This window comes from Lactobacillus sp. WILCCON 0149 (genome assembly GCF_057197965.1).
This window is the reverse complement of sequence record NZ_JBUBHO010000001.1, coordinates 1,317,680-1,332,098: the sequence shown is the minus strand read 5'-3', so window position 1 is coordinate 1,332,098 and position 14,419 is coordinate 1,317,680. Positions and strand designations below refer to the sequence as shown.

Annotated in this window: 11 protein-coding genes; 5 read left to right on the top strand and 6 right to left on the bottom strand. The window is 50.8% G+C overall.

Going from position 1 to position 14,419, the window contains the following annotated elements:
* Positions 1–24: 24 nt before the first annotated feature.
* The 5 genes from ACYVUV_RS06110 to nth all read left to right on the top strand — a co-directional run bounded on the left by ACYVUV_RS06110 (position 25) and on the right by nth (position 6,053).
* Positions 25–2,808: a helicase C-terminal domain-containing protein gene (locus ACYVUV_RS06110; RefSeq protein WP_439775856.1), complete on the top strand. Its 2,784-nt coding sequence runs from the start codon at positions 25–27 to the stop codon at positions 2,806–2,808.
* Between the two features lies 1 nt (position 2,809).
* Positions 2,810–3,304 (top strand): hypothetical protein, encoded by a 495-nt coding sequence (locus tag ACYVUV_RS06105; protein ID WP_439775855.1) that lies wholly within the window; start codon positions 2,810–2,812, stop codon positions 3,302–3,304.
* A gap of 62 nt (positions 3,305–3,366) precedes the next feature.
* Positions 3,367–4,665: an asparagine--tRNA ligase gene (asnS, locus tag ACYVUV_RS06100; RefSeq protein WP_484499122.1), complete on the top strand. Its 1,299-nt coding sequence runs from the start codon at positions 3,367–3,369 to the stop codon at positions 4,663–4,665.
* 90 nt (positions 4,666–4,755) lie between these two features.
* Positions 4,756–5,403 (top strand): DnaD domain-containing protein, encoded by a 648-nt coding sequence (locus tag ACYVUV_RS06095; protein WP_439775179.1) that lies wholly within the window; start codon positions 4,756–4,758, stop codon positions 5,401–5,403.
* Between the two features lie 20 nt (positions 5,404–5,423).
* Entirely contained in the window at positions 5,424–6,053 is a 630-nt protein-coding gene (gene nth, locus ACYVUV_RS06090; RefSeq protein ID WP_439775178.1) for an endonuclease III, read from the top strand.
* A gap of 125 nt (positions 6,054–6,178) precedes the next feature.
* Here nth and ACYVUV_RS06085 read toward each other — a convergent pair whose 3' ends face one another.
* The 6 genes from ACYVUV_RS06085 to ACYVUV_RS06060 all read right to left on the bottom strand — a co-directional run bounded on the left by ACYVUV_RS06085 (position 6,179) and on the right by ACYVUV_RS06060 (position 14,372).
* The gene (locus ACYVUV_RS06085) at positions 6,179–7,087 is read right to left on the bottom strand and encodes an alpha/beta hydrolase fold domain-containing protein (RefSeq protein ID WP_439775177.1); all 909 of its coding nucleotides are present in this window, start codon (positions 7,085–7,087) and stop codon (positions 6,179–6,181) included.
* 157 nt (positions 7,088–7,244) lie between these two features.
* Entirely contained in the window at positions 7,245–8,246 is a 1,002-nt protein-coding gene (locus tag ACYVUV_RS06080; RefSeq protein ID WP_439775176.1) for a D-2-hydroxyacid dehydrogenase, read from the bottom strand.
* A 47-nt stretch (positions 8,247–8,293) separates the two neighbouring features.
* The gene (locus tag ACYVUV_RS06075) at positions 8,294–10,222 is read right to left on the bottom strand and encodes an alpha/beta hydrolase family protein (RefSeq protein ID WP_439775175.1); all 1,929 of its coding nucleotides are present in this window, start codon (positions 10,220–10,222) and stop codon (positions 8,294–8,296) included.
* A 126-nt stretch (positions 10,223–10,348) separates the two neighbouring features.
* Positions 10,349–12,112 carry an ABC transporter ATP-binding protein gene (locus tag ACYVUV_RS06070; protein WP_439775174.1) on the bottom strand — a complete coding sequence of 588 codons (1,764 nt, stop codon included), beginning with the start codon at positions 12,110–12,112 and terminating at the stop codon, positions 10,349–10,351.
* Entirely contained in the window at positions 12,105–13,862 is a 1,758-nt protein-coding gene (locus ACYVUV_RS06065) for an ABC transporter ATP-binding protein (RefSeq protein WP_439775173.1), read from the bottom strand. The genes ACYVUV_RS06070 and ACYVUV_RS06065 overlap by 8 nt, the downstream gene beginning before the upstream one ends.
* A 54-nt stretch (positions 13,863–13,916) precedes the next feature.
* Complete coding sequence (locus ACYVUV_RS06060; RefSeq protein ID WP_439775172.1) at positions 13,917–14,372, bottom strand: MarR family winged helix-turn-helix transcriptional regulator; 456 nt, start codon at positions 14,370–14,372, stop codon at positions 13,917–13,919.
* Between the last annotated feature and the right edge of the window lie 47 nt (positions 14,373–14,419).

Below are 14,419 nucleotides of genomic sequence, written 5' to 3'. Positions count from 1 at the left end.
TTTTAGGAGTGAAAGGAGCGGAAAATGGCGGATTTTTTTGCCGGCGAAACCTTCGCGGTCGTTGACTTGGAAACGACCGGGACGCGCAAGGAGGAGGGGGACCGGATCATTCAGTTTGGCTGCGCCTTGGTCAAAAATGGCGAAGTGGTCAAGACCTATTCCTTTATGATGAACCCCCACCGGGAAATTCCACTAGCCGTGACCAATCTGACCGGGATTGACCAGAAGATGGTGGCCGGCCAGGCTGATTTCAAGCACTATGCCCCGAAGATCCGCGAGATTTTGCAGGATACGGTTTTTGTGGCCCATAATGTCAATTTCGACTTTCCCTTCTTGAACTATGAACTGACCAATGCCGGCTTTGAAGCCTTGACCTGCAAGGCGGTTGATACGGTTGAACTGGCCAAGATCGCTTTTCCGACCCTGCCTTCATACAAATTGCGGGATTTGACGGCCAGCCTGGAGATTAAGCACGCCAATCCCCACAAGGCCGATTCTGATGCTTACGGGACAGCTGTTTTGCTCATCAAGATCATCGATAAGCTGGCCTCCTTGCCCCAGGCGACTTTGAATGTCCTGGGCTCTTTGGCCGGGGGGTTAATCCGGGACACGGGCGATGTGATCAAGGAGATTGCCGACCAGTCCCGGCAAAGCAAGCGCAAGCTGCCTAAAGACAAGATCCAGGTCCGCAACCTGGTCTTGAAGAGGCAGGAAATTCCCGCGGTTGAACATGGGGTAAACGGGCATTTCCCAGTTAAAGACGCTGACAAGCGCAAGCTTTTTAAAGGCAAGATCAATTACCGGCAAGCTCAAGTGGACTTGATCGACCGCCTGCACGACTTTGTCGAAGAAGAAGGGCAAAGAGTCATGCTGGCTGAGGCCCCAAACGGGACAGGGAAGACTTTTGCCTACCTTTTCGCCTATGCCTACCAGCTTTACTCTGGCAAAAAACTGGTCATTGCCACGCCGACCAAGGTTCTCCAGCAGCAGCTCTTAGATCAGGAAATTCCCCAGCTCCTGCGGGTTACGGGCCTGGGCTTGAACGCGGAAATGGTCAAGTCCAGCAGCCACTACTTGGATTTGGACGGTTTTGCCCAGACCCTTTACCAGAATTCACCAAATAAGGCGACCTTGCTCCTGCAGATGCAGATCCTGGTCTGGCTGACGGAAACGACGACGGGGGACATGGATGAATTGCAGCTGACCAGCCAGCAGCTGCCTATCTTTAACCAGCTCAAGCACCCCGGGGATGCCCGGGTGGCCAGCCAGTTCGCCAGCGTTGACTTTTGGAACCTGGCCCGCCGCCGGCAGGAGCAGGCCAACATTCTGGTGACTAACCACGCTTACTTGGTCAACCACTACATGGACTCCATCTGGGGGCAGAACCCTTACCTGGTAATTGACGAAGCCCACCGCTTCAGCGAAAACTTGCAGACGGCCCGGACGGACTCACTTCGCCTGGAAGCGATCTGGGGCAGCATCAGCCACCTGCGCAATCTGCTTTATTTTACGGACAACAACCTGCTTAGGCAAAGTGAGGAAAATGTCCAGCTGCAGTTCATGCTGGATCTCTTGGACCAGGAGAGCCTGGACCTGATTCACAGCCTAAATCGGATGCAAAAGTATCTCTACCAGCACAAGGGGCAGGCAATCAGCCAGGTGGTTTTGCCCAACAAGAGCCTGCAGCTCACTATCCAGGGCCAGGATCTCTTCCCGGAGAACTCCCAGTTTAAGCCCCAGCTCAGACAGTTCCAGCAGCAATTGGAACAGGTCCGGATCCATACCAATCAGATCCGCTACTTGCTGGAGCAGGAAAAAGACCGCTTTTTGACAGATGAAGAATCCATGCTGGAAGAATTGAACGACCAGGTTGACTTGCTGGAATTCTACACGGAAAAGAGTTACCAGCTGGCTGACCTCCTGAACCAGCCGCTCTTAGATCATTTGGGCTTTGTGGTCAACGTGACCAATCCCGAAGATGCTCTCAGCAGCAACCTTCACTGGCTCAGCCTGGACAGTTCTGAAGAATTGCATAAAATTTACGACCGCTTTGACCATATCAGCATGATCAGTGCGACAATAACTAATGACGGCAATTTTGCCTTTGCCAAGCAGGTCCTGGCCCTGCCAAATTTGGGCGTCTCCTGCTACAAGGGCAAGGCCAGCTTCCCAATGGCTGACCACTTAGAGATCCTGGCCATGGGGGAAGGACAGCCGGAACCAGACAGTCCGCGTTTTTTGGAAGAATTGAAAAATATCCTGACCAAGGACTTAAGCGGGCAAAAGCATATTTTGTGTCTGTTTACCAACCTGGACTTGATCAAGCAGCTCTATTTTGAACTGCTGAATGATCCCCGGGTTAAGGACTATGAGCTTTTGGCCCAGGGCTTGACCGGGTCAAACGAGCGGATCACCCGTCGTTTCGTTATCGCGGAAAGGTCAATTTTGCTGGGGGCGGACAGCTTCTGGGAAGGGGTGGACTTCCACAATTGCGGGATTGACCTGGTCATCGCCACACGCCTGCCATTTGAATCGCCGGACCTGCCGGAGGTTAGCCTTAGGCAGCATTACCTGGCCCAAAGAGGCTGGGATGTCTTTCAAGAGGATTCTTTGCCCCGGGCGATTCTCCGCCTGCGGCAGGGATGCGGCCGCTTGATCCGGGGCGAGGATGATTACGGGCAGTTTTTGATCCTGGATCCCCGGATCTGGACCAAGAGCTATGGCCCGGCCTTCCGGTCCAGCCTGCCGGCTCCGGTGCAGAAGGTCAAAGCAAGTGAATTAAAAAATAAGTTAAAGTTCGAGAGGTAAAATGCTTAACGAAAGAGTCAAAAATGTTCTGCAATATCTGGCCTGGCTGGTCTTTTTCCTGTTTTTGCTTTACGCGGGAACGGTAGCCGTCGTAGCTAAGGCCGCCAAGCCTTACAGCCAGCACAAGGAGAAAGTCGCCAAGCTGGTCAAGCAGACTTCTATGAAGCAGATTGACAAGTACTACCACCTGAACCGCGGTGTCAGTTCCTATTCAGCCAGCGGGAAAACCAGCAAGGGCAAGGCAGCCTACTTCATCTATCTGCCTGGCAGCCACAAGGCCTACTATTATTCAGCTAATGATGGCGTTAGCGAAAGCACGGTCAAAGCCAGCTTCCAGAAGTCATATCCGAAGAAGACCATCAAGGAAGTCAACCTGGGCTGGTATCAAAAGCAAGCCGTCTGGGAAGTCACGGCAGTCAACAGCGATGGCAGCTACTGCTATGCCATTTACAAGTTTAAAGACGGCAAGCTCCTGTCTCTGGTCGATAAGTTATAGAAGAGCGGGCAAAAATCTGCTATCATGGATAGAGTTAATAAAATAAGGTGGAATAAAAAAGAATGACAGAATTGATTTCAATCAGAGAATCAGCCAAGCACGTTGACGAAGAAGTCAGAATGCATGTCTGGCTGACTGACAAGCGGTCCAGCGGGAAGATCGTCTTCCTGCAATTAAGAGACGGCACGGCCTTCTTCCAAGGCGTTGTCCGCAAGAACAATGTCAGCGAGGAAGTTTTTGAAGCAGCTAAGGGCCTGCGCCAGGAAGCTTCCTTCTACATCACTGGGACCATCCATGAAGACGCCCGGTCCCACTTTGGCTACGAAATCCAGATCAGCGACCTGGAAGTTGTTTCCAACAACGAAGGCTACCCGATCACCAACAAGGAACACGGGATCGACTTCCTTTTGGACCACCGTCACCTCTGGCTGAGAAGCCGGCGGCCATTTGCCATCATGCAGATCAGAAACCGGATCTTCAAGGCCACGGTCGACTTCTTTGAAAACGAAGGCTTCGTGAAGTTTGACGCGCCGCTTTTGATGCACTCAGCACCAGAAGGAACCACGGAACTCTTCCACATTGACTACTTCGACCACGATGCTTACCTGTCACAATCCGGCCAGCTTTACGGGGAAGTCGGGGCAGAAGCCTTCGGCAAGATCTTTACCTTTGGGCCAACCTTCCGGGCTGAAGCTTCCAAGACCCGCCGGCACCTGACTGAATTCTGGATGATGGAGCCGGAAATGGCCTGGATGCACCAAGATGAATCCCTGGACCTGCAGGAGCGCTTCCTGTCTTATGTGGTTGGCCAGGTACTGGAACACTGTGAATACGAATTAAGCATCCTGGGCCGGGACCTGGACAAGCTGCGCCCAGCTGCTGAAGGCAACTACACCCGCCTGTCCTACGATGACGCGGTTAAGATGCTGCAAGAAGCCGGTAAGGACTTCAAGTGGGGAGACGACTTCGGCGCGCCAGACGAAGCCTTCCTGTCAGAACAATTCGACCGGCCATTCTTCATCGTCAACTACCCGGTGGCCATCAAGCCATTCTACATGAAGAAGAACCCGGAAAACCCATTGACATACCTCTGTGCCGACGTGGAAGCGCCAGAAGGCTACGGGGAAATCATGGGCGGGTCAGAACGTGAAGCTGACTACGACACCTTGAAGGCGCAAATCGAAGAAGCAGGCCTCAACCTGGATGACTACTCCTGGTACCTGGACCTCAGAAAGTACGGCAGCGTGCCGCACTCAGGCTTTGGGATGGGCTTTGAACGGGTTATCGCCTGGATCTGCAAGCTGGACCACGTTCGTGAAGCTATTCCATTCCCAAGAATGATCAACAGAATGCAGCCATAAGCGCATTAGTTGTTTTTTAACAAGTATAAAAGCTAAAATAAAAGAGTGAGTTAACTCACTCTTTTATTTTTTGTGAAAGAACGTGAGAAAATGCCAAGTTACAATTTTTACCGGCAGCTGGGAGTGACCAGCATCAGCAACGGCTTGATTGCCTACTATGCCCGCTTAGGCCTAACTGAAGCCGAACTGGTCCTGGTCTTGCAGCTGGAAGCTTTTTTTCAAAGGGGAAATTACTTCCCCAGCAATGAAAAAATTGCGGCCAACACCAATTTCAGCGTCAGCGACGTCACTCTCTTGATCCAGAGCCTGCTGGACAAGGGCTGCCTGTCACTGAGGCAGGCAAAGGACGCCAGCGGGAAGATCAGCAGCCGTTACAGCCTGGATGAGCTCTATGACAAGCTGGACCAGTATCTAGACCAGCATGTCCAGGTCAAGGACATGAATGGGGAAGTTTTAGAAGAAGCTAAGGACAGCTTGAACAACGACCCAATGAGTGACCTGGCCCGGGAGTTTGAGATTGAATTTGGCCGCTACTTGACCCCGATTGAGCGGGAAGAAATCCAGGACTGGCTGAATTTGGATCACTATGCCCCGGAGATAATCAAGCTGGCTCTTCGGGAAGCAGTCTTGTCCCGGGCTATGAGCTTCAAGTACGTTGACCGGATTTTGCTGAATTGGCAGAGAATGAATTTAAAGACCGCAAGCGAGGTCCAGCAGTACTTGGAAAGAAATCGTTAGTAAGTTTACGGAGGATTTTGATGGGAAAAGACGAAAAGCTCTTGAGTGATGAAGAAGCAAGAAGCGTTTTACAGCGGATCGATGCCATGTTCCCGGAGGCTAAAGGGGAGCTGAACTGGGACAACCGTTTCCAGCTGATCTGCGCTGTCCTGCTCAGCGCCCAGACGACAGATAAGATGGTCAACAAGGTGACCCCGCAGCTCTTCGCGGATTTTCCGACCCCGGAAGCCATGGCGGCGGCCAGCCAGGAGGAAATCGAGGCAGATATTTCCCGGCTTGGCCTCTATCATTCTAAAGCCAAGCACCTCAAGGAAATGTCCCAGACCCTGGTTGATGAATACGGCGGCCAGGTACCGGGCAAGAAGGAGGACCTGGTCAAATTAGCCGGGGTCGGCAACAAGACGGCCAATGTCGTTTTGGCTGAAGGCTGGGGGATTCCGGCCATCGCGGTCGACACCCATGTGTCCCGGATTGCCAAGAAGTTCAAGATCGTGCCGGAGAAGGCAACTCCTTTGCAGGTGGAGAAGCGGCTGGAAGAGCTGCTGCCAAAAGATGAGTGGATCCATACCCACCATGCCATGATTTTCTTTGGCCGCTACAAGATGCCCGCCCGGGCCAAGAACCCGGATCCCTACAGCTACCTGGAATAAGCTAAGAAAAAAGAATAACTTTTTGCAGGGGATAGTCATGATAAAATTGATTGCCTTGACACGATTGAAAAAGAAGTTTTGGGCATGTAAAAGGCCGCCGGAGAAGGCGGTCTTTTTTATATATATTATGCTAAAACATGCTTGATGAAAGCATCCAGTTCCTTTAAAACAGCTGGAGAGGTGAATTCACCGCCGCCGTGGTCAGCACCCTTGATCAAGATATAGGAGGCTTCTTTGCCGCACTCCTTTAATTTCAAGTAGAGGTCGGTGCTGCCGGCTGTGTTGACTGTTCGGTCTTTTGTGCCATGAATGATCAAAACTGGCGGAATATCGGTACCTTTGCTGATATTGCACTCAACTGACAATTTCCGGCGCAGGTCTGCCTGCTCTCTTAAGTCAACCCGGCCCATTTCCATCCCTTCAGGACTGTCAGCCTGCAGGTGGTTGATGGTTGTCGGGTTGCTGTCTTCCCGCATGACGGAGACAGAGCCGTAAAAGTCGACTACACCACTTACTTTGGTATTTACATCAGGGTAGAGATTGTCTTCGCCTTCCGGGAAAAAGCTGGCGTAAACGGCAGTGTGGCCGCCAGAAGAATTGCCCGCTAAAATAACCCGCTTTGGGTCGCCCTGGTATTCGGGCCCGTGCAGCTTCATGAAACGAACGGCGTTTTGGGCATCCAGAATCGGCTTGGGGAAGGAAGCCACGTCGCTGCCTCTGTATTCGACAACCGCGACGACATAGCCGAGAGCGGCAATTTTTGCCATCTGGGGCAGGTCCCGGTAAACATCTTGTTTCATCCAGGCAGAGCCTTGCACGTAAACAAAGATCGGGTAAGTCAGACCATTTGGGTGATTCCGCGTGGATGGTTCCAAGATCTGCAAGCTTAGTTTCTGCCCGCCATAATCAGCGTATTTAACGTTTGGGTGGTAGAGGACTCTGACTTCATCGCCTGTGCTGTCGATATATTTTACGTCAGGCAAGTCGGTTTGGTATTCCGGAAAATCCGCGTAAGACCATTTTTTTATTTCCATAATTTTTTCTCCTTTTCACATGCTAATTCAATTGTAGGGCAGGAAAAAGGATTATTCCAGGCAAAAAGTCAGCGTTTTCAATAGAAATTACAATACACCAAAAACACCGGCAGAGATTAAACTGACGGTGTTTTCGCGTTTATAGATTCAGTAAAAATTACCGGTTGACGATGCTTCTTGGCCGACCGCCCTTGGCGATGGTCAATTGGTCGCTGAGGCAGATCTGCACCATGTTGCGGATGGAAGTTTCCGTGTAGAAGGCTGAGTGAGGAGTGATGACGACGTTTGGCATTTTGGCCAGGGTCTTGTAGTCTTCTGGAATTTCGCTGTCCTTAAGGTCCTTGTGGCCGAAGTAGCTGGATTCCCCAGCCAAGGTGTCCAGGCCGGCACCAGCGATTTCACCATCTTGCAAAGCCTTGATCAAGGCTTCAGTGTCGACTAATTCACCCCGGGCACAGTTGATCAAGTAGGCAGACTTCTTCATTTCCTTCAGTTGCTTTTCGCCGATCATGTTTTCAGTTGATGGGAAGAGTGGGGTGTGGAGGGAGACAATGTCAGCTTCCTTTAAAACCGTGTCAAAGTCGGTGTAGGTCAAAAATGGTTCAAATTCCGGGTTATAAGCCACGTCATAGGCAATAACCTTGGCCCCCATGGCTGAGAAAATTTCCGCTACAGCGCTGCCGATGTGGCCGACCCCGATCAAGCCGACAGTCAAGTTGTAGATTTCATTGCTGATCAAGTTGCTTGGCCAGGTGAAGTCATGGTCATGGTCCATTTGGTAGCGGAAGATCCCGATCTTGCGCAGAAGGTACATGGCCTGGGTAACCGTCATTTCAGCGATGGCCCGCGGGGAGTAGACTGGGACGTTAGTCACCAGTAAGTTGTACTTCTTGGTCCAGTCAAAGTTGATGGTGTTGAAGCCGACGATTCTGAGGCCGATGCACTTGACCCCGTATTCGCTCAATTTTTGGTAAACAACTTCTTCGTCAACCGGGCCCAGGGGCTTGATGGAAACGCTGCTGCAGCCTTCAGCTAAATCAACAGTCGCGCTGGTCAAGGCCTGGTCAGTCGTCTTGACTTCAACATCGTTCTTCTTAGCCCAGTCTTCAATGTAAGGCACTTCGATCGGGCTGACGTTATACATGGCAATTTTAGTCATAAAAAACTCCTTTGTTACTTCAGCTTTTGCTTTTTACTACTTATATTCTACCGCAAATGCTGGTCAAACCAGGCAGTAATTTCCTGCAAGCGGCGGATCCGGTGTTTTGGCTGCCCGCTTCTGGAAAGCTCGTGGTTTTCGCCTTTAAAGAGGCACATTCTGCTTTCTACCCCGTAGTAGAGCAGGGCCCGAAACATTTGCATCCCTTCCGGCAAAGGACATCTGTAGTCTTCCAATGAGTGAATGAACAAGGTCGGCGTGGTAACCTTTTTAGCGTATTTCAAAGGAGACTGCTGCCAGGCGTAGTCCAGCTTTTCATCTAGATCCTTAGCATCAATGGAGTAAAGGTCTTCCCAAGGACCCACGTCAGACATAAAGGCATCGCTCAACCAATTAGACATGGACCGCTGGCTGGCGGCAGCCTTGAAGCGGTTAGTATGGCCGATCACCCAGTTGGTCATGTAGCCCCCGTAAGAGCCGCCGGTAATACCCAGGCGGCTTTCATCAATTTGCGGGATTTGAGCTAAAACTGCATCGGTGAATTTCATCAAATCATCGTAGTCTTCCCGGCCCCAGTGCCCCCGCATGTTGGCGTAATCGTTGCCCTGGCCGTCGGAGCCGTAGATGTTGGCAAAGAAGACAAAGTAGCCCTTGCCTGACCAGACCTGCATTTCATGGAAAAATGGCGTCCCGTAGACGGTCTTTGGCCCGCCGTGAACGTCGAGAATAGCCGGATATTTTTGCTTTTCATCAAAGTCTTTCGGGTAAAGAACCCAGCCGTGCTGGGTATTGCCAGCATAATTCTGGTAGTCAACTTGAACAGCAGAAGCGACATAGCGGTCCTTTAAGGCAGCTTCGTTATAGCTGGAGTGCTTGGTCAGCTGTCCGTCTTTAAAGCTGTAAAGCTGCTGGGTCTCGTTGGCATTTGGACCGGTGAACCAGCAAGTGCCATCTTCCGTAAAGTCAAAGAATTCGATTGAGGGGAATTCAAAGACTGGAGTAATTTTTTCACCGTTAAAGCACTCCAAGACCGTGTGGTCGACCTTGGTAGTAGTGAAGTAAAGGCAGTCGTCAAAGACTTGACTGGTTCGCACGTCTAACAGGCAGAGGTCGGTGTCAACGCAGTCGCCCCAGCAGTCTTCCCAAGCCGCGGTTAAGGCTAATTCTTGCTTTTCTGAGTCATACTTGTAAAACTGGGGATTTTCTTCAGTGCCGTAGCGCTTTTCATCAGTGGCCACCAGGTAGAGCTGGCCCTTTAAGACGCAAATGGCAAAAATTGACCATTCTTCTTTTGGCAAAAGCTGGCGATACTCCAAGCTCTTTAAGTCTATCTGGTAGAGGGCGGACTTGCGGGCCTTGGACTTGGTGTAAGAGTCCCCGGTGAAGTAGAGGACAGAGCCGCTCACATAATGAAGGTCAAAGTTGAAATATGGGTCGTCTTTTAAGAGCTCAGTCAGTTCATTTTGGGCCGGGTCAAAAATGAAGAGGCGGTCGCGGAACTTGGAAATAATGCCATCGCCGTTGAAGTAGGCAGGGAATTCGTCTAAGACCACATAATCTTTTTCATCCGGATCCTGCTTCTTTTCCGCTTCGCGCAGGTCAACCCGCCGGCTTAAGAGCAAGCGGCCGTCTTCTAGGACCTTTTCGACCACGAAATCTTCTCCCTCTAAAGCAGCGATTTCCCTTGCTTCACCGCCAGTCAAAGAGAGCTGGTAGATAAAAGTCTTGCCTTTTTCCTTTCTTCGGTTACCGGCAAAGCAGACCGTGTTTTCATCAAGAAAGACGAAGTCCTTTTCCTGGCCAAAGGAGCTAAGGGGAGCAACTTGCCCGTCTTTCAAGGTCTCTAAGGTGTAGAGATACTTGTCTTTTTTGCAGGCATCTGGCAGTCCTTTGACCCAGACCAGGTTCTGCCCCTTGGCCTTGAGCTTGCCCAGGTTGGCATAGTGCAAAAAGTCTTCAATTTGAATTGCTTCCATAATTTCCTCTTTTCTATTTTTGTAAGTATTGTTGACAGTTATTCTTGTTTTTATCCTGTTGCCATATATTTTAGCAGATAAAAAAGCCGGAATACCTGCTTTTTTACAGCAAGTATTCCAGCTATATTAGTCATCAGCCTTTTCAAATTGCGAGTTATAAAGGCTAGCATAGAAGCCGCCCTTGGCCAGGAGCTCCTCGTGGTTACCAGTCTCCATAATGTCACCGTGGTTGATAACCAGGATCAGGTCAGCATCCCGGATAGTAGACAGGCGGTGGGCGATAACGAAGCTGGTCCGGCCTTCCATCAGCTTGTCCATGGCAGCCTGGACCTTGAGTTCAGTTCTGGTGTCAACACTGGACGTTGCTTCGTCCAGAATCAAAAGCGGGGCATCCTTGATCATGGCTCGGGCAATGGTAATCAGTTGCTTTTGCCCGGCTGACAGGTCGTCGGCCTTGATCGGGGTATCATAGCCAATCTGGTCAACCAGGTCGCTGAGGCCAGTTGCCCGGCAGACTTCATCCAAGCGTTCATCACTTACTCCAGTTTGGTTGTAGACCAGGTTTTCTCTCAGAGTCCCGTTAAAAAGCCAGGTGTCTTGCAAGACCATGCCAAAGAGCTGGTGGACGTTTTCTCTGGTAATATCTTTGGTAGAGACGCCGTCGATCTTGATTGAGCCGGAATTGATCTCATAAAAGCGCATCAGCAAGTTGACGATAGTGGTCTTGCCGGCGCCGGTTGGCCCAACCAGGGCAACTTTTTCACCAGGAGCAACTTCAGCGGTGAAGTCGTGGACGATAACCTGCTCTGGGTAGTTGTAGCCAAAGACCACATGCCGGAAGCTGACCTGGCCTTTAACGTGATCCAGATGCTTTTTGCCTTCTTCTTTTGGCATTTCTTCTTCGTCCAAAAAGTCGAAGACCCGGCGGGAAGCGGCCAGCAGCATTTCTAAACTCGAAGCCATTTGCCCCAGGTTTTGCAAGGGCTCTGAGAAAAGGCGGATGTAGATCATGAAGGCCACGATGGTCCCGAAGCCGATCTGCCCTTGGTGGGCGGCGATGGCACCGACGATGCAGACAACCACGTAAGCAGCGTTGCCGGCAAACTGCATGATTGGATTCATGGAGCCGGAAAGAGCATTGGATTTCCAAGCATATTCATAAAGCTGGTCATTGACCTGGTCAAATTCCTGGCCAAGCTGCTTTTCTCCATTGTAGGCCTTGACAATTGCCAAGCCAGTGTAGCTTTCCTCAACTTTCCCGTTTAAAGCGCCCAGCGTTTGCTGCTGGCTGTTGTAGTAGCGCTGTGATGAGGAAATGAGGCCGGTGGAGAAGATGAAGCCCAGGAGGGCGGTAATCATCCCGGCCAGGGCCATGATCCAGTTGGTCATGAGCATCATGACGATGGAACCGACCAGCATGGCCAAAGAGGAGACCAGGTTGGAAATACTCTGGTTCATCATTTGCCCAATGGTGTCAACGTCGTTGGTTACCCGGCTCAAGGTGTCGCCGGTTGTGTGGCCGTCAAAATATTTTAGGGGGATGCGGTTGATTTTTGCGGAAATATCTTGCCGCATCTGCTTGGTCATAGTCTGCGTAATCGTGGACATGGTCCAGGCTTGATAAAGGTTGCAGAGGCCGGCAATGAAATAGATTATTATCAAGAAAGTACCAATTGAGCCAATTTTCTTCATGTTCATCGGGCCGGTCAAGCCTGCGGAGATCAAGTTGGTGACTTCTGACAGCTTGCTTGGTCCCCAGACGTTCAAAAGGGCACCAATAACCGCGACGATGATGGAAAGAATCAAGCCGAGCCGGTAGCGGCCCAGGTAGGCGATAAACTCTTTAGCGGTCTTCAGGTTGGAGGCAAAACCTGTATTTTTCTTACTCATGGCTCATTTCCTCCTTTGACAATTGTGAAGAGACGATTTCCTGGTAGCTTGGACAATTCTTGAGCAGGTCGTCGTGCTTGCCCAAGCCAACGGCCTTGCCGTGTTCCAGGACCAAAATCTGATCAGCGTCTCTGATAGTGCTGACTCTTTGAGCAACGATAACTTTAGTAGTGTTTTTTAGCTTTTTGCCTAAAGCTTCCCGCAAAAGCCGGTCGGTTTGGAAGTCAAGAGCGGAAAAACTGTCGTCAAAAAGCATGATTTCTGGCTTGCGGGCAACAGCTCTGGCAATAGAAAGCCGCTGCTTTTGCCCACCAGACACATTGCTGCCGCCTTGGGCGATCGGGGCGTCAGTTTTTCCAGGCATCTGGTCAACGAATTCACTGGCCTGGGCGGTTTCAATCGCCTGGTCAAGCTCTTCCGCGCTTTTGACCCGGTCGGCCTGGCCAAAGCTGATATTGGACTTGACTGTTCCTTTAAACAAAATGGCCTTCTGGGTCGCGTAACCGATCCGGTCCCGGAGGCTGGTCCGCTTGTAGGACTTGATGTCCTGGCCATCGACCAAAATCTGTCCTTTAGTTGGGTCATAAAAGCGGACGATCAAGTTCAGCAGGGTAGTCTTGCCCGACCCGGTGCTGCCGATAATGGCAAAAGTTGAACCAGGCTCGACCTTAAAAGAGAGATTCTTCAGCACTTCACCGCTAGTGCCAGGATATTTGAAGGAAACATTTTTGAATTCGATAGAGCCTGCCGGACCTTGACTGGCAGTTTCAGTTCCGTCAGCCATTGAGTCAGGAGTATCTAGAACCTCGCTGACTCTTTGGGCGGAAACGGATGCCCGGGGCCAGAGAAAGACGATCATGGACAGCATCATAAAACTCATGACAATCTGCATGGCATAACTGGAGAAGACGACCATGTCGGAAAAAATCCCCAGCTTTTGCCCGCTAGAAGCGCTGGTGATCAGGGATGCACCTAAAAGATAGATAACCAGGGGCAAAAATGAATTGATGAACTGAACGGAGGGGTTGAAGATGCTCATGACGTGGAAGGCGGTCATGTTGTTGTCGGTCAGTTCGTTGTTAGCCCGGGCAAACTTGTCTTGCTGGTATTTTTCCGCATTGTAGGCCCGGACGACTCTGATCCCGGACAGTTGTTCTCTGGTGACTCGGTTCAGGTTGTCGTTTAAGGACTGGATCTTTTTAAAGCGGGGCATGGCAACTGTCAAGCCGATGGCAAGTACAACCGTGATCAGCAAGAGGGCCAGTGCCGTTGCCGCGGTCCATTGCCAGGCCTTGTTCAAGATTTTAACGATCGCCCAAGTGGCCATGATCGGTGACATGAACATAAATGACATCCCCATGCCAATAAAGTTCTGAATCTGCGTGATATCGTTGGTTGTGCGGTTGATAAGAGAGTCACTTGAGAAGCGGTCGACATCCTGCATGGCCATGTGGATAGTCTTTTGGTACATTTCATGGCGCAAGCTTTTAGCCAGGCCAGCCGAGACAAGGGCGGCCAGGTAGTTGGCCAGAATCATGCCGATCCCAGCCCCAACAGCGCAGGCCAACATCCAGGCCCCCTGGACCAAAATATCGCCCATTTGGGCCTTGGGCGTTTCAACCAGCTTGGTAATGGCTGACATATAGTCCGGCATCTTTAGGCTGAGCCAGACGGTCATAATGATGGCTAAAAAGCAGACTGCGGTTTGGGCAGCTTCCCGCGGAGTCAGATAATGCAGTGCTTTCTTCATCTTTTCCTCCTTAACGAAAATCGAAATAACGATACCTAGCTATTAATTTAGGCATTATTTGGCTTGATAAATCGACTTGTAAGCCTGGACCAAAAGAGAGTGGAGAATTCCTTGCTCTGTCTCAGTCATTCCGCTTAAAAGGCGGTCTCTGGTTTCAATCATGTTCTGTTTGGCTTTGCCTTCGACTTCCAGGCCTTTGTCAGTGATCCGGGCCTGCTTGCTTCTGCGGTCCTGGGGATCCTCAACCAGCTGGATCATCCCTTTTTCTTCCAGGCGCTTGACCAAGCCGGCTACCGTTGACTGGGCGATGTGGAGCTGCTTTTCAAGCAGTTTAAGAGGCAGCTGCCGCTTGCCAGCCAGTGAAAATTGCCGCAAGATTGCTGCTTGAGATGGGGTGACGTCCAGCTTTTTCATGTGCTGGGTCATCTGCCGGCTGATTTCATCGTGGATCATCTTGATTTGGAAGGGGATGTCCGCGTCTTCAATTTTTGGTTGGCCAAATTCTTTCAAAATAAAAACCTCCTTTTCAATGATTCACTGTCTATTCTATTTGTTTC